Source organism: Brevundimonas sp. NPDC092305, assembly GCF_044755415.1.
Lineage (GTDB): Bacteria > Pseudomonadota > Alphaproteobacteria > Caulobacterales > Caulobacteraceae > Brevundimonas.
The window spans coordinates 695,810-714,616 of record NZ_JBIVQY010000002.1 but is presented as its reverse complement, the minus strand read 5'-3'; the positions used below and the strand labels follow the sequence as shown (position 1 = coordinate 714,616).

General features: G+C 66.3%; 18 protein-coding genes and 1 tRNA gene. 9 read left to right on the top strand and 10 right to left on the bottom strand.

What is annotated here, in order from left to right; translation table 11 throughout:
- Positions 1 to 40: 40 nt before the first annotated feature.
- Positions 41 to 745 carry a Crp/Fnr family transcriptional regulator gene (locus ACIQC9_RS14085; RefSeq protein WP_400617073.1) on the bottom strand — a complete coding sequence of 235 codons (705 nt, stop codon included), beginning with the start codon at positions 743 to 745 and terminating at the stop codon, positions 41 to 43.
- Positions 746 to 857: 112 nt separating this feature from the next.
- On the opposite strand from ACIQC9_RS14085, the gene ACIQC9_RS14080 reads away from it, so the two are divergent.
- Together ACIQC9_RS14080 and ACIQC9_RS14075 are read left to right on the top strand one after the other, a co-directional pair.
- Positions 858 to 1,157, top strand: coding sequence for a 4a-hydroxytetrahydrobiopterin dehydratase (locus ACIQC9_RS14080; protein ID WP_400617072.1), 300 nt, complete (start codon positions 858 to 860; stop codon positions 1,155 to 1,157).
- Positions 1,154 to 1,936 (top strand): SDR family oxidoreductase, encoded by a 783-nt coding sequence (locus ACIQC9_RS14075; RefSeq protein ID WP_400617070.1) that lies wholly within the window; start codon positions 1,154 to 1,156, stop codon positions 1,934 to 1,936. The genes ACIQC9_RS14080 and ACIQC9_RS14075 overlap by 4 nt, the downstream gene beginning before the upstream one ends.
- Before the next feature lie 13 nt (positions 1,937 to 1,949).
- On the opposite strand, the gene ACIQC9_RS14070 is transcribed toward ACIQC9_RS14075, so the two are convergent.
- The gene (locus ACIQC9_RS14070) at positions 1,950 to 3,242 is read right to left on the bottom strand and encodes a hypothetical protein (RefSeq protein WP_400617068.1); all 1,293 of its coding nucleotides are present in this window, start codon (positions 3,240 to 3,242) and stop codon (positions 1,950 to 1,952) included.
- Positions 3,243 to 3,405: 163 nt separating this feature from the next.
- Here ACIQC9_RS14070 and ACIQC9_RS14065 point away from each other — a divergent pair, with 163 nt between their 5' ends.
- From ACIQC9_RS14065 to ACIQC9_RS14055, 3 genes are all read left to right on the top strand, one after another.
- Positions 3,406 to 4,455, top strand: coding sequence for a sensor histidine kinase (locus tag ACIQC9_RS14065; protein ID WP_400617066.1), 1,050 nt, complete (start codon positions 3,406 to 3,408; stop codon positions 4,453 to 4,455).
- 79 nt (positions 4,456 to 4,534) lie between these two features.
- A tRNA-Arg gene (locus tag ACIQC9_RS14060) sits at positions 4,535 to 4,611 on the top strand.
- A gap of 137 nt (positions 4,612 to 4,748) precedes the next feature.
- Positions 4,749 to 5,189 carry a hypothetical protein gene (locus ACIQC9_RS14055; protein WP_400617065.1) on the top strand — a complete coding sequence of 147 codons (441 nt, stop codon included), beginning with the start codon at positions 4,749 to 4,751 and terminating at the stop codon, positions 5,187 to 5,189.
- Here the strand turns inward: ACIQC9_RS14055 and ACIQC9_RS14050 are convergent.
- The 7 genes from ACIQC9_RS14050 to ACIQC9_RS14020 form a co-directional block, all read right to left on the bottom strand.
- Positions 5,186 to 6,100 (bottom strand): hypothetical protein, encoded by a 915-nt coding sequence (locus ACIQC9_RS14050; protein WP_400617063.1) that lies wholly within the window; start codon positions 6,098 to 6,100, stop codon positions 5,186 to 5,188. The two genes, ACIQC9_RS14055 and ACIQC9_RS14050, sit on opposite strands and share 4 nt — an antisense overlap.
- Positions 6,097 to 8,577: a hypothetical protein gene (locus ACIQC9_RS14045; RefSeq protein ID WP_400617061.1), complete on the bottom strand. Its 2,481-nt coding sequence runs from the start codon at positions 8,575 to 8,577 to the stop codon at positions 6,097 to 6,099. The genes ACIQC9_RS14050 and ACIQC9_RS14045 overlap by 4 nt, the downstream gene beginning before the upstream one ends.
- Positions 8,578 to 8,620: 43 nt before the next feature.
- A complete protein-coding gene (locus ACIQC9_RS14040) occupies positions 8,621 to 9,370 on the bottom strand; it encodes a hypothetical protein (protein WP_400617060.1) in 750 nt (249 codons plus the stop codon).
- 122 nt (positions 9,371 to 9,492) lie between these two features.
- Positions 9,493 to 10,104, bottom strand: a complete 612-nt coding sequence (locus ACIQC9_RS14035) for a hypothetical protein (protein WP_400617057.1) — start codon at positions 10,102 to 10,104, stop codon at positions 9,493 to 9,495.
- Between the two features lie 95 nt (positions 10,105 to 10,199).
- Positions 10,200 to 10,772 carry a hypothetical protein gene (locus tag ACIQC9_RS14030; protein ID WP_400617055.1) on the bottom strand — a complete coding sequence of 191 codons (573 nt, stop codon included), beginning with the start codon at positions 10,770 to 10,772 and terminating at the stop codon, positions 10,200 to 10,202.
- A gap of 626 nt (positions 10,773 to 11,398) precedes the next feature.
- Complete coding sequence (locus ACIQC9_RS14025; RefSeq protein WP_400617053.1) at positions 11,399 to 13,024, bottom strand: family 43 glycosylhydrolase; 1,626 nt, start codon at positions 13,022 to 13,024, stop codon at positions 11,399 to 11,401.
- Between the two features lie 77 nt (positions 13,025 to 13,101).
- A complete protein-coding gene (locus tag ACIQC9_RS14020; protein WP_400617051.1) occupies positions 13,102 to 13,512 on the bottom strand; it encodes a c-type cytochrome in 411 nt (136 codons plus the stop codon).
- Between the two features lie 120 nt (positions 13,513 to 13,632).
- Between ACIQC9_RS14020 and ACIQC9_RS14015 the strand changes: the two genes are divergently transcribed.
- The 4 genes from ACIQC9_RS14015 (at position 13,633) to ACIQC9_RS14000 (ending at position 17,896) form a co-directional block, all read left to right on the top strand.
- Positions 13,633 to 14,448, top strand: coding sequence for a response regulator transcription factor (locus ACIQC9_RS14015; RefSeq protein ID WP_400617049.1), 816 nt, complete (start codon positions 13,633 to 13,635; stop codon positions 14,446 to 14,448).
- A gap of 7 nt (positions 14,449 to 14,455) precedes the next feature.
- Entirely contained in the window at positions 14,456 to 15,895 is a 1,440-nt protein-coding gene (locus tag ACIQC9_RS14010; protein ID WP_400617047.1) for a sensor histidine kinase, read from the top strand.
- 27 nt (positions 15,896 to 15,922) lie between these two features.
- Positions 15,923 to 17,245, top strand: coding sequence for a trypsin-like peptidase domain-containing protein (locus ACIQC9_RS14005; RefSeq protein ID WP_400617045.1), 1,323 nt, complete (start codon positions 15,923 to 15,925; stop codon positions 17,243 to 17,245).
- Between the two features lie 318 nt (positions 17,246 to 17,563).
- Positions 17,564 to 17,896 (top strand): DUF2794 domain-containing protein, encoded by a 333-nt coding sequence (locus ACIQC9_RS14000; protein ID WP_400617043.1) that lies wholly within the window; start codon positions 17,564 to 17,566, stop codon positions 17,894 to 17,896.
- Between the two features lie 53 nt (positions 17,897 to 17,949).
- Here ACIQC9_RS14000 and ACIQC9_RS13995 read toward each other — a convergent pair whose 3' ends face one another.
- The gene (locus ACIQC9_RS13995) at positions 17,950 to 18,711 is read right to left on the bottom strand and encodes a Bax inhibitor-1/YccA family protein (protein ID WP_400617041.1); all 762 of its coding nucleotides are present in this window, start codon (positions 18,709 to 18,711) and stop codon (positions 17,950 to 17,952) included.
- Between the last annotated feature and the right edge of the window lie 96 nt (positions 18,712 to 18,807).

Sequence of the window (18,807 nt, the reverse complement as noted above, 5' to 3'; positions counted from 1 at the left end):
TCACCCTTCGCCGGCGTCGCGGACGCCTTGCCTGACGATGTCAGTGCGCAGCGGTCGGACGGGGTACGCCGAGGTCCTTCATCACGCCACGCATGACGCCGTAGCAACCGCATGACGCGCTTTCCAACGCCTTGCGATCCAGCACCTCGACCCAGCCGCGTCCGCGACGGATCAGATGACGGCCTTCGAGCTCCGAGCCGACCTCGCTGACAGTGGCGCGACGCACGCCCAGCATGCCGGCGATGTCGGACTGGGTCAGGTCGAAGCGATCCGAGCCCGCCCGGTCGTGCAAGGTCAGCAGCCAGCGGGCCAGCCGTTCGTCCAGCTTGTGCTGGGCGTTGCAGGCGGCGGTCTGTTGAATCTGGGCGAACAGGCTTTCGGTGAACTTCGACAGCGCAGTGCGCATGCTTTCGCTCTTGGCGAGCGCGTCGGAAAAGACGTCAGACGGGCAACAGGCGGCGCTGCCCTCGATCTGGGCGATGGCGCGGCTTGAGGCGCGGGCGTTCAGCGGTCCGCAGGTCACGCCAACCAACCCCTCGCGACCGATGGCGGCGGTCTCGACCATCTTGTCCTCGGGCAGCAGGGTCATCAGCGAGACCACGCCGTTCAGCGGAAACCAGACCTCGTCGACAGCCTCGCCGGCGTCGTACAGCAGCTGGCCCTGAGCGAAGGGCTTCTCGTGCAGATGGGGTTCGATCCGACGGCGGTCCTCAGGGTCCAGCGCGGCGATCCAGAGATTGTCCATGACATCCTCCCGACAGGAAACGGCGACGCTCGGTAACGCCCAAGCTTCGCCGCTGTTCCCCGGCTTGTGAGGCTGGTCACAGCGAGCTAGGGCAGAGGCGAAGGAGAGCGCCATGGCCGATCGGATTGACGTAGCGGAAGCCCTGAAAGGCCTGCCGAATTGGTCTGCCCACCCCGGCGACCGGCCCGCCATCTCCCGGACCCTGAAGTTCCCGGATTTCAACGCCGCCTTCGGTTTCATGACCCGCGTCGCCCTGCTCGCGGACAAGATGGACCATCATCCAGAGTGGTCGAACGTCTACAACCGGGTCGAGGTGCTGCTGACCACCCACGACGCAGGCGGGGTCACCGAACTGGACCTGCGCATGGCCCGCTTCATCGACGAAGCGGCCGCATCAATGGGAGCGGAATGATGGGACGGGTCGCAGGCAAGGCGGCGCTGATTACCGGCGCCGCGGGCGGACTTGGACAGGCCATGGCCTGGATGCTGGCCCGCGAGGGGGCGAAGGTCGCCCTGACCGACGTCAACCTGGACGGCGTGACGGAGCTGGCCGGCGCGATCAACGCCGAGATTGCGGGCTCCGCTTTCGCCTACGCCCATGACGTCACCCGCGAGGACCAGTGGGCCGAAGTCGTCGCCCGCGCCGCCGCGGACATGGGATCGTTATCCATCCTTGTGAACAACGCCGGAGTGGGCGGGCCGCTGGCCTTCGTCGAAACAGACACCGTCGAGAACTGGCAGCGTCAGTTCGAGATCAATCTCCGCTCGGCCATGCTCGGCTGCAAATACGCCATGCCGCATCTGCGCGACGCCGCGCCGGCGTCGATCATCAACATCTCTTCGATCGCCGGCCTGGCGTCGGCTCCCGGCATGGGCGCCTACAGCGCGACCAAGGCCGGGGTCTGGATGTACACCAAGACGCTGGCGCTTGAGGCCGCAAAGGCGGACTGGAACGTGCGCTGCAACTCGGTCCACCCGGTCTTCATCAAGACGCCGATCCTCGATCCGTTCGTCGCCATGGCCGCCGGCGACGAGGCCAAGGCGCACGAACGCCTCAGTCGGGGCATCCCGCTGAAGCGCATCGGCGAGCCGGACGACGTGGCTTACTGCGTGCTCTATCTGGCGTCGGACGAGTCGAAGTTCGTCACGGGCTCGGAATTCAGGATCGACGGCGGCATGACCGCCCAGTGATCCGGCCGACGCGTCAGTCGACCAGATTAACCGGCAGGATCTGGCTGGACAGCAAGGTCTCCATGCCGCCCCAGTGGTCCGAGCCCTGACGCTCGACCCATGCCTGCACCACGTCGCGGCCCAGACCGTAGTTGATGATGTAGCTACGGTAGGTGTCGATGAAGCGCAGCCGCTGCGTCGCCTTGGCGCGATCCGCCAGCGTGTATTTCATCAACTGCTCGATCGCCGCGTCGCGCCCGATCCGGCCGGACAGATAGTCGTCGGCGATCGTATACTCCGCCCGCGCCAGCTGCCGCGTCAGCGCCATCAGCTCGGCCTTCTTCTCCGCCGTCGACGGATCCAGCCCGGCCAGCGGGAACAGCACCTCGCGCTCGAACTTCGTCGCTTCATCGCCCGGGAAGGCCAGATCGATGCCGTAGTTGGCGCTGCCCTCGGCCACGAAGCTCATGGGCGAGAACAGCGGGTAGACGCTCATCTCCACCCACCCGCGATCCCGCACGAAGGTCTTTTCCAGCAGCGCATTATAGACGTGGTGGCCCGGGTAGCCCTCGTGGCACCCCAGATCGATCGCGCGCTCGGTGTAGATCGGGAAGTCGGCGTTGATCTCGATCTTGGAGGCCGAATTTCCCTGATAATAATTATAGCCCGACCACGGCTTGTCGCCGACGAAGGCGAGGGTGAAGCTCTCGTTCGCCGGCAACTGGATATGTTGCAGCGTGCGGCGACGGCATTCGGCGATGGCCGCGTCCATGACGGCCTGCAGCCGATCCTTCGGAATTACATAGTGGGACCGGAACTCGGTGACCCGGTCGGTCAGCGAGCCCTCGCCCGGAAGTAGCGTGTCGATGCGGGCCAGAACCGGGTCGTAGTCGCTCAAGGGCTTCAACTCGGGCCGGATGCCGAACAGGGCTTCGGCCTCATCGGCGAAACTCATCTTCTCGCCCGCCAGCATGCGCAGGCGCGCGCGGGCCGCGTCGACATGCGCGATCAGATAGGCGCGGCGCTGGGCAGTGGCGGCGTCGTCGGAGGGGGTGATGGCGGACAGCCGGCCGGCCAAACCTTCGGCGCGCGCCTTCAGCTCCGCCGGCGTTTCGCTCGTCGCCTTCGCTTCCGCCTGCCATTCGGCCGGACCATAGTAGGCGTCGACATAGCCCGGCTCCAGCTCGCCGATATCGAGCGTCAGCATGACGTAGTCGCGCGCCACATGGTCGAGATCGTCCGTTGTGGAAGCGGGCGCCTGACCCACGGCCGATGTGGAGGCGCAGGCGCCGAGAAAACAGACAAGGCTCAGGGCGAGCGTACGCATGGAAACCTCCGGTCGCGACGGCGGCACGCTAGGCCGTCACGGCGCGCCCGCCAAGCGGGCTCGTCGGCGTCAGCGGCGGAGCGTGACAGTAGCCATTCGGAAATCTTTCTGCCATTTTTTCGAGACCCGCTCCCGGCTAGGCTGACGTAAACGGGGTCGCCGCGTGGATCGCAAACAAGTCTTCCTGATCACGGTGGGGCTCTGGCTCGCCACCATGGCGGCGTTTGCGTCTATCGCCGGAATTTTCGGCAATCGGGGCTTGCCCCTCTGGATGTGGAGCTATCTGGCCGGCGTACCGGTCAGCGGCGTTCTGCTGTCACTGGTCATGCAGGCCGGCATCATCCGGTTCGAGCGGCTGTCGCTCGCCGGGCGCTGGCTGAGAATGACGCCGATCGTGCTAATGATCGTCCTGTTTCAAGCCGTGGTGGACCAGCTGTATTACGAACTCGTCCGCGCCGCTTTCAATGAGGCGCCGACCGGGGAGTTCGGCCGGGCCATCGCCCTGAACACCTCGATCTACATCTGGGTTTTCGCCATCCAGTGCCTGATCTTCGAACTGATCGCCGCCCTGGATCGGGCGGCGCGGAACGCCCGCCGGGCGGAGGAAGCGCGCGAGGCGGCGCGAACGGCCCGGATGGAGGCGCTGAACAACGAGCTTAACCCCCATATGCTGTTTAACACGCTGAATGGCCTGTCTTCCCTTGTGCTGTCCGGCCGCAACGCTGACGCCGAAACCCTGCTTGAACGTCTGTCCGTCTACATCCGGGCCTGCCTGGAAAGCACCGACACCGGCCTGATCCCGCTCGCACAGGAGATCGAGCTGATCCAAGCCTATGCGGCTATCGAGGCCGTACGTTTCGCGCGAACCCCTGACATCCGTATCCAGTGTCCTGAAGAACTGGCCGATGCGGCCGTGCCCCAGCTGATCCTTCAGCCGCTGGTGGAGAACGCCCTGAAATACGCGGTTCATCCTTCCCGGGGCTCCGCCTTCGTGACGGTGAGTGCGAAGCGTGAAGCCGATCAGTTGCGGCTGACGGTGCAGGACACGGGTACGGACGCCCCGCCGGTTTCCGCGGGCACAGGGCGAGGGTTGTCCATCGTACGTCGCCGTCTCGAGACCCTGTTCGGAGCCGACACCACCATGGAGGCCGGTCCGGGCGCCGGCGGCTTCAGGGTCGATCTGCTGATGCCGCTGACCGTGGCTGCAGCCTGACATCCGCCCGCCTGCATTCCGGGATTGAGGCGCGCCCGGTCCTGCTGTAGAGGCGTTCCTCCGGTCAAGGCCGTCAGACGCACCCGTAGCTCAGCTGGATAGAGTACTGCCCTCCGAAGGCAGGGGTCAGAGGTTCGAATCCTCTCGGGTGCGCCACTTCCTCATCTCCAGCAGCGTGGTTAAGCGGCGGTGTCGCCTTACCGGAACGTTCACCTCCGGCTAAGCCTGTCTGCTCGCCCAACCTTAAATCTTGATCGGTAGGGTCACCCTGCAACACGCAGAAGGCGACCCCGATGTTCATGCCGAAGCTTGCCCGTTTCACGATCGCCGCCGCCGGCCTCGCCGGACTGTGCGCGATCCCGACCGCCGCCAGCGCTGCGGACGGGTCCTCGATCGGTTTCCACCTGCGGGCGCAGGTCGAGCCGTTCTGCCGGATCCAGTCCGAAGTGAACGAAGCGATGGCCCTGTCGGTCGTCAACGGCGCCGTCGAACTGGGACAGGTCCGCGAGGTCTGCAATACCCGCGGCGGCTACTCGATCAATGTCGAGCTGCTGAACGTCGTCGGCGGTGATCTCGAGCACGGCGGTGAAACGACCACGGTCGACACCGGCGGCAAGGCGAAGGTTGTCTCGGGCATGGCGCGCGCCAAGACCAGCGCCTGGCGTCTGCGCAATGCGTCGCTGAACGTCGCCGACGCACCCGTCTTCATGCGGGTGTCGATCTCCCCGCTCTAGGCGCGGGGTTTGATCTCGATCGTGATCCAGTCGCGATAGGTGCCCGCGGGCTGCGGCGAGAAGGCCAGGGCCTTTGCGCGAAGCCGGTGATTGCGGACCCCATCTTGAGGCGGGGTCGCGAACCGCACCACGGCGTCCGATGAAGACCGGCTCACGGTCTGTCCCGACAGCGTCACCTCATACGGCACGCCGGGCGCCTCATCCCTGAGCGATCCGTTCAGCGTCATGCGCCAGTCGTGGTACGAGCGGACGCTGAGGTCGTAACCGATGTTCGAGAAGGCGTTGAAGTTGACGGGGTCGCTCTGAACGCCTTCGGCCAGCTCGCCGAGGAACAGACGACGATCCACGCCAGCCGCCAGACGGAACGACGGCTGGACATCGACATCCACGTAGAAGCGGGTTTCAACCGGCTGACCTGCCCGACCGTCGCCGTCGATGACGCGGGCGAACAGGGTCGCTTCGGCACGATACCGCCCCGGAGCCACCACCTGCCCATAGGTCAGCGCCACACGCAGCGGCTGGCCGCTGACGGTCCCTGCCCCCGTCACCCGCCCGGCCGGAGCCGGCGAGTTGAAGGCGTTGATGGGGTTGTTGACCACCCGGGCCTCGCCGCCCTGAGACAGCAGCCGGACATCGATCGTCCTCGAACCATCCGAGGCGCGCAGGGTCTGCCCAGGCCCCTGACTGTTGACCAGGGGCGAGATGGCCAGTTCGAAACGGGCGTCGCGGCAATCGTCGGCGCGCAGACGGATCGGCACCTCGACGCGGGTCTCGTCCTGATCGAACGGGTCGTAGCGGATGACGACGCCGTCCGACGGGACGTTGATCGACTTCAGCTCGCAGGCGGCGTTGGCAGCCCCGGCAAGCGCCCAGATCGAGGCGGCGGCGAGAACGGTTTTAGACAGGCTCATGGAACCCTCCTTCCCGACGAGGGACTGATCGTCCCTGCACGGAACAAATTACCTTCCGGAACAACGATATCATAGACCAGCGCCGGATCGCCGCGCAGGGTGATCCTCCAGCGACCGGGCGCCAGGCCGCTGACCGCGAACCGGCCGGAGCGGTTGGTGACCACCTCCGCCTTCGGCGCGTTCGGGTCATCCAGACTGACCGCCTCACCGGTCCGAAGCGAGACGGGGAAGGCCTGCGGATCGACCATCTGGCCGGATGCCGTGACGTTGTAGGCTGAGCCGACCGTCAGCGCGTATCCGGAGTGGAAGCGCGGCAACAGCTGGAACAGCCCCGAGCCGAGGTCGTAACCGAGCGGCAGGTTCTCGACGTCGTAGGGCACGGTCTGCGGATAGTAGGAGCCGATCGGCACCACCGCCGGGCCGAAGCCGTCGGAATAGGCGCTTTCCTCAATCGCCTCGACGCCCCGGATCAGGACGCGGCGGCCTTCGAGAGTCGGGTGACCGTCGACCAGCGCGAAGCTGTCGTAGATCCGACGGCCGACGCCAACCTTCGATCCGGCCATGGCGATCGAACCATAGGCGCGCAGCGACGTCTGCTGGGAACTGATGTCCCCGCGCGCATCGTCGAAGACGGTGAAGTGGTCGACTTCGAAGTCGCCGCGGTTGGTCGTGTAGGTGGCGGCGCCGTTGAAGCCGAAGGCGTCGTCTGTCCGCGTGACGTCGGCGCTGAAGCCCCAGTCGTTGAGCATTCTTTCCGGCGCCCGGGAATAACCGGCCCGCAGCAGCCCGTTCTGGCTTTCCGCGCCAACCGACAGGGTCGACCGCGATCCGAAACGGCGCGTCAGGTTGATGAACACGTTGGTCTCGGCGCCCACCAGCGAGTTGCTGGCGTAGGTGACGCCGAAGTTGACCAAGGTGTCGTAGTTCACGCGCCAGGACGCGAACGCCGAAGCGCCATAACGGTCTTCCAGCTGATCGCGACCAACGGCGTAGTCGCCGCCGATCGAGCCCGACAGGGTCTCGGTGAACGGCCGCGCATAACGCGCCGCGATCTGGAGCCGGTAGTTGTCGACGCCGCCGAGGTTCTCGATCGCGGCGAAGTCCTGACTGCGTGTTTCGACCGAGACGTCGAAGGTCTCGCGGCCCGCCAGTTGCGGCACTTCACGTGACAGGCGGTGCTCGACACGGGCGGCATAGCCCGAGCCCTCGTCGCGGTTGCTGAAGGCGATATCCAGCGCCGTCAGACCCCACGGGCCGCCATAGACCATCTCGCCGCCCACAAGCTGGGCGTCCTGCGTGGCCTGCGCATTGGCGCCGAGAGTGATCTGTTCGGTGATGCCGCGGCGATAGAAACCTGAGAAGACCGGCTCCTCTTCCTGATAGTCGATCCGGCCCGCCTCGCGCGGCGCCTGGATGCCGACGCCGGCGTAGAATTCGTCGATGCCGGGCGCCAGCAGGGTGTTGTCGCTGAAGAAGTCGAACAGGATGACTTCGCGCTGCCCGGACAGGCTCTCGATCACGATCTCGACCGCGTTTGCGCCCTGGGTCAGGGGCAGGTCGCGCAGGTCGTAGGTGCCGGGAGCGAGGGTCAGGGTGCGGGCGAGCGCGCCGTTGACCCGGATCTCGATGTTGGACTCTTCGCGCAGGGTGATCGTCCGCGACGACCGCGACGCCACGAACCGGTCGCTGGGCGACAGGCTGTACAGCCGCTGGACGCTCAGACCCGCGATGTCGGGAGCGCTCTGGAACGAGGTGCCTTCAGGGAAAAGGTCGCCGACCGTCCAGCGCAGGATCTTGTCCGGCTGATCGTAGATCAGGCGCGAGGCGTTGCGCTGAACCTCTTCGTCCGCATCCGGATCAACGGTCAGAAGGTTCTCGAAAGCGACCTTCCCGACGGTGCCGTTCAGGTCGATATCGAAGCGCGGCGCCCGCAGGCCTTCCTCGCGGCCGCCTTCCGACACATGCACGTAATCCAGCGACGCGCGATAGTTCAGATAGAGCGAAAACGGTTCCGGGTCCGCGCTCGGCGTCGGATTGATCACGCTGGAGTCAAAGCCGAGCCCGAGGGTCTGACGCTGGCGCGCTTCCACCGGGATCGAGACCGCGAGATCGAGCAGGGCCGGGTCGAACGTCAGGTCGAAGCCGATGGTGCGTGCAGCCGCCGGCGAAATGTAGCCGTCTGCATCGACAATGCTGCGGAGTTGTTCGACCGCCGCCGGCGTGACGATCCGGGATACGAGGCCGATCAGGTCCGCGCCGCGCACCTTCACCGCGTCATCCGAACCGATGAGCACCGACACCTGACCCAGCGGCCCCCGTTCGCGCAGGGGGACGACCAGTTCGATCGACTGTCCGGATGTGTTGATCCGGCCTTCTGCGACGCGCGGCGCCGTGACGATCGGCTCGTCCACGTTCAGCATATAGGACACGGTTTCCGCCAGACCCGCGTTCGGCGCGAGCCAGAGCGCGGCGATCAAGGTCGACGCCGATACTGTTCTCAAGACCCCCCGGACCATGGTGCTACGGCCTCCGTGGCACGTCTGCGGTGACAGTCAGATCACCGGTCGCCGGCACATTGTCCGCCGGCAGGAACATCCACCGCTGACCGTTGCTCGGCACAAGGCCCAGACCGACGGCGTTGGCGACCTCGCCGGGCTCGAAGTCCCGGGACCAGTCGCCACTGCGGACGGTGATCGTGGCGGCGTTGACCTGACCGTGCAGATTGCCTTCGTTACGGAACAGGACGCGGACGCCGGCCACGCCCGCATCATTGGTCCCCCGCTCGGCGCTGACGGCCTCGATATCGGCACGCCCGTTCGCGGGTCCGATACCAACGATGGTCTGAATGGCGTACAGGAGCTGCAGCGAAGCTCGGCCCTCAGCCTCGGATTCGAGTGGCAACTCGCTGGTGGTAAGGGCGAACATCTTGCTTTCGGCGAGGCCTGGATCGCCGATCCACCGTACACGGAATATCTGGGTGCCGTTGGGCGGAATATTCGCGACGGCGGGGAAGATCAGGAAGTCCTCGCCCTCGACAGGCGTATAGACAGGGGCGCCGCGCTCGGGGAGGTCCAGTGTGTTGACGGTCACCTCGACCGACACCGGACGATTGCGATCATTGACGACGCGCAGGCCGGCGTTGGACCGGACACCCGTGGCGCGCATGTCCAGATAGACCGGCTGGACCAGCAAGGCGCTGGCGGGCGTGGCCATCAGCACTGCGCCCATCGCGGCTGCGGCCAGAATCCTGCCCCACAGAGACTTACGCATTTATTCCCCCATCCGAACGACCCTGAAATCTGGGCTGTCGGGACTTTCGAAACCGATAACAAAAAAGAAACAGGGCCCGGCCTTATGGGCCGGGCCCTGCGGTAGCCTGGGTTCAGGACGCCTTAGGCGGCCGGAGTCATCGTGACCTTCAGGAAGTCCTTGTACTCGCCTTCCAGCAGCAGGCGGTTGGCGGCGGGGACGTCAACCGAGAAGCGGAAGTCGCCGGCCGTCGCTTGCTGCGGGGTCCAGTTGAGGCTGAAGTTGCCAACGGCGGCAGCGCCACCGGTGTTCTGGGCACCGAATTCGACGCCAACGTTATACGGCACCAGAGCTACAAAATCGGTGTCGGTCGTTGTAGTCTCGGTGTTGAGCAGGCCGCCGTTCAGCGAGTTGCCGGTGACAGTGAAGGTCGTGTTGCACTGCGAGTTGGCGTAAACGATGAACGCCGAGGCGTTCTGGATCGTATTGGTCGCCGGCTCCTGGATGTCGAGCAGCAGGGTGCCGTCATTGTTCGCAGCCGAGCCACCCTGGCCGTTCGGACCGGGGGTCGCGGTCGAGCGGTAGGCGTTGATCGACGGAGCCGCTGCGTTCAGCTTGCAGAAGGTGTCGACGTCAGCGCCAACGGCCCACCAGGCGGCGCCGTCGTTGCCATAGGATTGGGCTTGCCAGTCTTGAGCGGCAGCCGGACCAGCGATCAGGGCGATAGCGGCGCCCGCGAGCAGGAACTTCTTCATGGTACTTCTCTCCAAAAATGAGACCCGGAAAGGATCTCTCCAGTGCGGGGCGGGTCGCCCCAAGATGGCGGCGGCGTGAGTGCCGTCGTCATGATCTAGTCGCGGTCACCCCCAACAAGCGGCGAGATTTGCACGACTATTCGGTCCTGATAGCGACCCGCCAGCAGCGGGGCGGGGCTCGCATCCAGTGAAAGTTGAAGGGCGCCGGCGGCGTTTCTCGCGCCACGCTCGGCGGTGAACTTGACGTTGCAGCCGTCCCGGCCGCTCGCGGCCATCTGGGTGCTGGTGCATTCCAGCCCGCGGCGGCGGCCATCCACGGTCAGGGCGGCTTGGTACGGAATCAGGCGACGGAAGACCGCGGCGCCCTGCATGTCCGTCGACAGTCCGCCGTTCTGGGACTCCATCCGGAGTTGGAAGGGCGAGTTGCAGTCGATCGAGAAGGACAGGTCGATCTGGCGGGCGACATTTCCGCCTGTCTGCTGATCGAGGATCTGGCCGAACGAGGCCTGATGGCTTTCCTGATCGATCGCGCAGCGAGGCGAGATGACGCCGGTCACTTCATAAGTGATGTCCGTGCGGTCGTTGGGGGTCGGAAGCGGACGTTCCAGCGCCGACGCCTGACCAGCGAAAACGACGGACAGCATGGCGGCGGCGAGACCAGCGCGCATCGAGCTCTCCATCATCGTTCCTCCCCGAATGGACCGCCCCGGGTCCGGCGCGCCCTCAAACTGGGCGCAGTAGATTTCAAGACAACAAGCTTCACCTTACAGGCGAACGACAGACGCGTTTCAAGCGAGTCGCCCAAACCACACACGTCACTCACGTCCTTGGCCCGTCAGGCCAAGATCACGCTGTAATCATTACTGTTCAGATGCTTAACTGGACCGGGCGGTTAGCCCCGGGCTTTTCGCCTCTACTGTGTCCAGACCCCGTGTCCGCCCCGTTTCGTTCGCCTCGAGCTCTTCAAGACCCGTGCCATCCCAAATCGGGACAGGCGGCTGAAGGAAATGATTAAGAAACTCTTAACGGGCGGACTCATAATCCTTTGGCGAGCACAGTGCAATATGGCCGAAAGATTCATGTATTCAGTGCCGGGCGCGCCTTGAAGAACGCCGTGTTCCCAGCGTTCGCGGGCCGAAATCAGCCGATTGCGATGGCCGGGCTCCCGAGGGACCCCGCGTCAACTGACCAGAACTGACGATTTCCCGAGCCCGTTATTGCGACGCTTGGGACGCGCAACTTGATCCGGCGTCAGATCGAACGCCGTTCACCTTGGTTAACGAGCTGTGCCGTTTCAGAGCGCGCGGTATTTGAAGTTCCGAAAACGGGCGGCGCCCTGCCCTGCCGAGTAGAGCCCGGGCCTCAACATCATGAAGCCGCCACGAACGTTGTGGTGATAGCCCGACACTTCCATCTGGCGATCAAACCGGCGCCAGGTCTGGCCGTCCGCGCTGGTGTGAAACCACACGACATTGCGGTCATTGGTCATCCGCAGATGCAGGCGGCGCCCGTGCGGGTTGGCGGGACGCCCCCGCTCCATCCCGTACTGATGCGTCACAAACCGGGACTCGTCGAAGCCAAGGCCTGCATAGAGGGCCCGGTCATAGAACAGGACGAAGCCGGCGGTGCAGCCCGGATCGATCTCGATCTCAGCCTCGATTTCATAGCCCAGGTCGCCCTGCACAAAGGTGAGGGGCGAACAATCCTTCGGCGCCGTCCCCTTGGCCTGAACGGTCAGAACGCCATCCGCGCGGGACAGTCGGGTCTTCTCTTCCGCGCCGGGATCGTAGAAGCTCCATTGAACGCCGAACTTGTCGGTCGTGAAGTCATCCGACAACGTCATGCCATGCGGCGCGGCCGGGTCGGTGCGCGCTGGATTGGGCATCGGCCGGGACAGGTCGCCGCCCGTCATCCGGAACCAGCCGTCTTCGGTCCATTCGACCGGGTCCAGCAGGGTCTGGCGACCCAGCGTCCAGTAGGCGTTCTCATAGCCGTGATAGACGCTCCACCAGCGCCCGTCCGGTCCCTCGACCAGGGTGGCGTGACCGCGCGACCACCACTTCTCGGCCGCATCGACGGTACGCACGATCGGATTGGCGGGGCAATCCTCCCACGGCCCGAAGACCGACTTCGACCGCGCCGACACCACCATATGTCCCGTTGGCGGGCCTGCCGTGCCGCCCACGGCGGTGATCATGTAGAACCAGTCGCCGCGCTTCAGCAGCTTGGGCCCCTCGGGCGAGAAGCTCTCGGCGACCCAGTCTTCCGGGTAATGCCAGGGATCATAGACGTGGCGCACCTCGCCCACTGTCGACAGACCGTCGTCCGAAAGCTGCACCATGTCCCCGCCGCTGAGGAACAGGTAGCGCTTGCCGTCCTCGCCGACGATGTGACCGGGATCGATGTGGTCGGGCAGCTTCAGATCGACGGGCTCGCTCCAGGGCCCCTCGATGCTGTCGGCCCAGCTCACGTAGTTGGAGCGATACTCCGGCCCCCGCGCAGGAATGTAGAGATAGAAGCGGCCGCCGTGCTTGCAGAGTTCCGGCGCCCAGACCGAGCCGATGTTCTTCCTCAGGGCCGCAACCACCGGCGTCCAGTTCACCAGATCCTTCGACCGCCAGATGACAAGGCCCGGAACCGACTCGAACGACGAGAAGGTCATGTAGTAGTCGTCGCCGTCTTTCAGGATCGACGGGTCCGGGTGGTCGCCCGACATGATCGGATTGAGGAAGCGGCCGTCACCGAAATCCGCCCGGCGCTGGTTCTCGATCCCGCGCCGCCACTGCATGTCTTCGTGCTCGCGACCAAACGGAGCGATCTGGTCGCGGGACTGGGCGAGGACCGGCAGGGCCGGGAGGCTTGCGGCCAATGCGCCGGCGGCCGCGCCCTTGAACGCGAAACGGCGGGTCAGGTCGGTCATGCAGCGTCCTCCGGCCCGGCCTCTGACACCGGTTTCCTATTTGGTGACGCGTTCCCTCCGGAGGGTCAACTGCGGCATCAGGACAGGGTCTTGAGGTAGGCGACGACATCCTTGCGGCGCTGGGCGTCGTCGATGCCGGCGAAGGACATCTTGGTGCCGGGCACGTGGGTGCGCGGATTCTCGAGGTAGGATTCCAGCGCCTCTTCCGTCCAGACGAGGCCGGACGCCGCCATCGCCTTTGAATAGGAATAACCCGGGACACCGCCTGCCTTGCGCCCCACCACCGCATGGAGCGACGGGCCGACCCGATTCACTCCGGCTTCGATCGCGTGGCAGCTGCGGCACTGACCGAAGGCGCGACGCCCGTCCTCGACCACGCCCGCGTGCAACGCCACCGGGCCGGTCTCCTTCGGCTCGGAGCGGGAGCAGGCCGTCACGGACAGCAGGCCGCAGGCGATCAGGCCAAGTCGAAGAGTGATGGTGGTCATGGCTGTCCCGACGAAGAGCGGCGGCACCCTAGCCCGGCGCGGCGGCCGGTCAATCGCCGCGGCATGCCATTGTCATTCCATGACCTTCCCCTATCGTGGTCGCGTCAGGGAGGGCCTGCCGTGGACGGCGACGCACGATCAATCGTGGAGGAAGACCCCTTCGCCCAGTTGGGCGAGGTCTTCGCCGGGCGTCGCGCCCTGCTTCTCGAAGACGATCCCGCCCTGTCGGAACACGTGGCTGAGCGGCTGCTGAAGGCCGGCTTCGTGGCCGTCGATCAGTTCGACCGGGGCGAGACCGCGCTGACCGCTCTCGCCGACCAGACCTACGACGTCGTGATCCTCGACCGCATGACCGCGGGCCTGGACGGGCTTGAGACGCTGAAGCGCCTGCGCGCCGGAAGCGGCCCGTCGGCCGAAGCGCCCGCACTGATGCTGACCGCCTTGAGCGGCGAGCGGCAAAAGGTCGAGGGCCTGCTGGGCGGTGCGGACGACTATCTGGCCAAGCCGGTCGGGGACGAGGAACTGCTGGCGAGGATCGCGGCCCAGTTGCGCCGCTCCGGACGACTGGCGAAGCCTGCGGGCGGAGACCTGATAAACGGACCGCTGCGCCTGTCGCCGGGCGCGCGCACCCTGCGGTTCGAGACGTCCGGCGCGGCGCGGATCATCGACCTGTCGCCGCTGGAGTTCGCCATCGTTTCGGAACTGATGGGCGCGCGCGGACAGCCTGTCACCAAGACGATGTTGTGGGACCGGTGCTGGGTCGAGTGGCGCTTCCTGCCCGAGAACTTCGTCAACATAATCGATGCCCGCATCAGCGCCCTGCGCCGCCGGCTGAAGGAGCAGGCGCCGGAGCTGGGCGAAGCCATGCATCCGCTGATCGTTTCGGCGCGCAGCCAGAGTCTGGTGTTCCGCGACCTGTCGGCCCTGGCCGGCTGATCCTCCCATGTTGAGACGACTGCGCGGCTGGCTGGGACGACGCACCTCGACCCAGCTGGCGGCCGGGATGGCGGTGCTGGCCGCCGCCGCTCTCGCCGGGTCGCTCCTCGTCACCGGCGCCGCCGTCCGGGCAGACCAGCGCCAGCAGGCGGCGCTGGCCGCGCTCGACGACTACAGCGCCCTTGCCGAAAAGCTGGGATCGGAAGCCGCACTGAGCGCCAGCAGCCTGACCGAGGCGGATGCGGCCTTCCTGTCCGCCTACCTCGCCGCCTTCCAGAGCGGGCCCGAGCGCGACGCCCGCACGATTGAACAGACCTGTCGCACCGGACGCGGTGGATCGGGCGTGCGCTTCATCCGTGCGCCGGTCGGCAAGCCCGCCGGTCTGGTGGCTCTGGAGACGGCCCGGGGCGAGCGTGCGCGCCGGCTCGGCGACGGCGTCTGGGTGCTGAACCTGCGGCGCGGCGACCTCTGCCCGTCCCGGGCGGTCGAGGTGGTCGCGGTCAAACGCCGGATCGGCGCGCTGGACCTCATCGTCGGCCGGGTAGTCGAGCCGTCGGGCGCGGCTTGGGGTCTGGCCGCCGCCGTGCTGATTGGCGTCGCGGTGCTGCTGGCTGCGATCGGTTTGACGGCCGCCACCTTCGCACGCCGTCGTCTGACGGGCGCCGTGGCCGAAGTCAGCCGCGCGCTGGACCGCGCCGCCGTTGGCGACTTTTCGATAAGGGCGCCGGAGACCGCGCTGGCGCCGGAGCTGACGGAACTGACCGGCCATGTGAACGGCACGCTGGACCGATTGGAGGAGCTGGTTCGGTGGATGCGTGATTCCGCCGACCAGATGGCCCACGACTTCCGCACGCCGCTGGCCCGCGCCTCAGCCCGGCTCGAGCAGATGAAGGATGCGGACGATAATCCCGAAACCCGCGCGCTAGCCGACGAGGCGCGGCGCGATCTCGCGCGCCTGTCCCGGGCGATGACCGAGGCGATGGCGCTGAGAGACGGGGAGGCCTGGACCTTTGAGAGCGTTCGGCTGGACGTTCTGATCCAGCAGACCTGCGAACTGTACGAACCCCTCGCTGAGGAGCGGGGCGTAGCGTTCCGGGTCGAGGCGGCGCCGGTCGCCGTGCTGGGCGTCCATTCCCTCTTGCAGCGGGCTCTGGCCAATCTGGTCGACAACGCTCTGAAGTATTCGCCGCCGGGCGGCGTCATCACCCTGACCGTCGCCGACGATGCGGACGGCGCGCGGGTCACGGTCGCCGATCAGGGGCCAGGCTTCGACGCCTCGGTTCTGGACGACCCCTCCGCCGCCGTCGCCGCCAGCCAGTCACAGGGCCGTGAAAGCCACGGCATGGGACTGGCGTTCGTGCAGGCCATCCTGCGCCGGCACGGCGCGGCCATGACGATTGATGACGCGCGTCCGGGGGCTGTCGTCACGGCGCGTTTCCCGCGCTAGGCTGCGGAACCAGCCAGAGAGAATTTCATGCGTCGCATTTTCGGCCTGTCCCTCCTCGCCCTTGCGGCGGCGGTTCCGCTGACGACCGCTCAGGCCCAGACGCAGCCGGCGCAGCCTCCCATTCCCTACGACGCACGACGCGGGGTCTTCACCTTCGCCAGCGGACTGGAGCAGGCCCTGCCGGCGGTGGTGCAGGTGACGACGCTGGGCCAGTCGCAGGGCCCGTCTTCCGAAGGCGCCGAACCCAAGCCGATCTCCTCAGGTTCGGGCGCCGTGATCGACGCCCGCGAAGGCATCGTCGTCACCAACAACCACGTGGTCGAGGGCGGCGCCAAGTTCACGGTCGACCTGACCGACGGCCGCATCTTCGACGCCACCCTCGTGGGAACGGACAAGGCGACGGATCTGGCTGTGCTGAAGATCGAGCCGGGCGACCGGACGCTGAACCTGTCCCAGATCGAGGTGGCGGATTCAGATTCCCTGCGCACCGGCGATCTCGCCTTCGCGGTCGGCTATCCGCTGGGTCTGGACCAGACCCTGACCATGGGTGTCATCTCCGGCCTCGGTCGCTCGGGCATGGGCGACCGGATCGAGGACTATATCCAGACCGACGCCGCGGTGAACTCGGGCAACTCCGGCGGGCCGCTGCTGGATAGCCGGGGCCGGTTGATCGGCATCAACACCTCTATCCTGTCCGGCGGCATGGGCGGCGGCAACGATGGCATCGCCTTCGCCGTGCCCAGCCGCATCCTGATGTATGTGACCGGCCAGCTGCGCGCGACCGGGTCGGTGAAGCGCGGCGTGACGGGGGCCATCCTCGGCTCGCTGAACGCCATGCGCGCCCGCGATCTGGGCTTGGGAATCGTGCGCGGCGCCGTGGTCGAGGACGTAGCGCCCGGGTCTTCGGCCGAAGCCGCCGGCCTGAAGAAGGGCGACATCATCACCCGCATTCAGAACCGCTCGGTCTCCAACGCCGGCACCGTGGCCGCCACCATCGGCATCGCGGATCCCGGCGCGACCCTGCCCATCGTCTATCTGCGCGACGGCCGCGAGAGCCGGGCGTCGCTGGTGGTGCGGGACTCCGGGGGAACGGGCGTGATCGTGGGGGCCGACGCCCTGATCGCCCGCGGTCTCAACGTCCGCCCCGGCGCCGATGGCCTGCAGGTCTTCGCGGTCGAGGGCGGGTCAGAAGCGGCGCGTGCAGGCCTGACGGCCGGCGACGTCATCCGCTCTGTCGACGGCGCGTCCGCCGATCTTCAGGCGCTGGCGACGGCGTTGGGTTCCGAGGGATCGCGGACGCTGTCCGTCAGCCGCGGCGACGAGACCGTCGAGATCACGCTGGGAAGCTGAGGCCCGGACAGCAAAACGCCCGCTCGGCCGGAGGGGGGAGGGTGGCGGAGCGGGCGTCTCGCTTGGAGGAAGCACCGGCCCGCCAGAGCCCTTGATGGAACAATCCAGGGGGGCTGGGGGGGCTGTTCAGGATCCGGAACCGTTCCGAACTCCGACGAGCCGATGAGTTCGATGTCGCCCTCCAAGGGGGCGCTGGATGGGCCGAACCGAGGCGATTTCGTGTTCCCGACGATTTCTTTACGACGAGGTCGCGAAGACACAGTTCAGATGACAGTGTTCGATGCTGGCGTTTCTCAAGGTTCGTCCTAACTTCAGTCCATGAGCGACGCCGCCGACGCGCATCCCCTGCCTGGTCCGGTCTTCTTCGACCGGCGCGAATTAGACCAGATACTGCGGGTCTACGGGCGCATGGTCGCCTCGGGCGAGTGGCGCGACTACGCCATGCTGGGCCACAAGGACGTGGCCGAATTCGCCGTCTTCCGCCGCTCGGGCGACGCGCCGGCCTATCGCATCGAGAAGCGTCCCGCGCTGCGCCTCAGACAGGGTCAGTGGGCGGTGATCGGCGAGGGCGGGGTGATCCTGCGCCGGGGGCGCGAACTGGCGCAGGTGCTGCGCGTCTTCGACAGCGGCCGCTTCACCGTCGTGGAATAGAAAAAGGGCCCGGATCGCTCCGGGCCCTCTTCAGTTTTCGCAACTTCAATCGATCAGCGACGGCCGCCGAACAGCGCCAGCAGAAACTGGAACATGTTGATGAAGTTGATGTACAGGCTCAGCGCGCCGTAGCTGGTCGCCACGCCCATGGCGTTCTGGTTACCGCCGAGCGCGTAGTAGGTCATCTTCAGCCGCTGGGTGTCATAGGCGGTCAGGCCCGCGAAGATCAGCACGCCCAGAACGCTGATGATCAGCTGCATCATCGAGTTCTGCAGGAAGATGTTCACGACCGAGGCGATGATCAGGCCGATCACGCCCATGATCAGGAAGCTGCCCATTCCGGTCAGGTCCTTCTTGGTCGTGTAGCCGAACAGGCTGAGCGCGCCGAAGGCCGCAGCCGTGATCAGGAAGGTCTGAACCACCGAGGCGCCGGTGTAGACGAGCACCACCGTACCCATCGAGGCGCCGATAAGCGCCACGATCAGCCAGTAAAGGCCGCCCGCGGTCGCGGCCGTCGGGTTCTTCATCACGAAGTTGGAGCCCAGCAACACGACCAGCGGCGAGAAGGCGACGATCATACCCAGCACCGTGTAGCCGGTCAGGCGGGTCACGCCGTCTGGGAATACCGCTGTCGAGAACAGCAGGTCGCGCACGGGCGGGTACGAGCCGGTGATGTAGGCCAGAACCGCCGAGACCAGCAGGCCCAGAGCCACCTTGTTGTAAACGCCCAGCATGAAGCTGCGCAGGCCCGCATCCGTCGACATGTCGGCGCTGCCGGGCAGCGGGCGGGCGTAGCCATTATTGAAGTCGCTCATGGCGAGTTCGGTCCTCCGTTCGATCGGGCGAATGCCGACCTTTGCGTGAATATCGGGCGCGCCCCGGCTTCCCGCAAGGAAAACCGGACTTGGGCG

Bases quoted from the DNA above. Each gene is read 5' to 3' on its own strand.
- ACIQC9_RS14085 (WP_400617073.1), bottom strand. From the start codon at position 745: ATGGACAATCTCTGGATCGCCGCGCTGGACCCTGAGGACCGCCGTCGG.
- ACIQC9_RS14080 (WP_400617072.1), top strand. From the start codon at position 858: ATGGCCGATCGGATTGACGTAGCGGAAGCCCTGAAAGGCCTGCCGAAT.
- ACIQC9_RS14075 (WP_400617070.1), top strand. From the start codon at position 1,154: ATGATGGGACGGGTCGCAGGCAAGGCGGCGCTGATTACCGGCGCCGCG.
- ACIQC9_RS14070 (WP_400617068.1), bottom strand. From the start codon at position 3,242: ATGCGTACGCTCGCCCTGAGCCTTGTCTGTTTTCTCGGCGCCTGCGCC.
- ACIQC9_RS14055 (WP_400617065.1), top strand. From the start codon at position 4,749: ATGTTCATGCCGAAGCTTGCCCGTTTCACGATCGCCGCCGCCGGCCTC.
- ACIQC9_RS14050 (WP_400617063.1), bottom strand. From the start codon at position 6,100: ATGAGCCTGTCTAAAACCGTTCTCGCCGCCGCCTCGATCTGGGCGCTT.
- ACIQC9_RS14040 (WP_400617060.1), bottom strand. From the start codon at position 9,370: ATGCGTAAGTCTCTGTGGGGCAGGATTCTGGCCGCAGCCGCGATGGGC.
- ACIQC9_RS14035 (WP_400617057.1), bottom strand. From the start codon at position 10,104: ATGAAGAAGTTCCTGCTCGCGGGCGCCGCTATCGCCCTGATCGCTGGT.
- ACIQC9_RS14030 (WP_400617055.1), bottom strand. From the start codon at position 10,772: ATGCGCGCTGGTCTCGCCGCCGCCATGCTGTCCGTCGTTTTCGCTGGT.
- ACIQC9_RS14025 (WP_400617053.1), bottom strand. From the start codon at position 13,024: ATGACCGACCTGACCCGCCGTTTCGCGTTCAAGGGCGCGGCCGCCGGC.
- ACIQC9_RS14020 (WP_400617051.1), bottom strand. From the start codon at position 13,512: ATGACCACCATCACTCTTCGACTTGGCCTGATCGCCTGCGGCCTGCTG.
- ACIQC9_RS14010 (WP_400617047.1), top strand. From the start codon at position 14,456: ATGTTGAGACGACTGCGCGGCTGGCTGGGACGACGCACCTCGACCCAG.
- ACIQC9_RS14005 (WP_400617045.1), top strand. From the start codon at position 15,923: ATGCGTCGCATTTTCGGCCTGTCCCTCCTCGCCCTTGCGGCGGCGGTT.
- ACIQC9_RS14000 (WP_400617043.1), top strand. From the start codon at position 17,564: ATGAGCGACGCCGCCGACGCGCATCCCCTGCCTGGTCCGGTCTTCTTC.
- ACIQC9_RS13995 (WP_400617041.1), bottom strand. From the start codon at position 18,711: ATGAGCGACTTCAATAATGGCTACGCCCGCCCGCTGCCCGGCAGCGCC.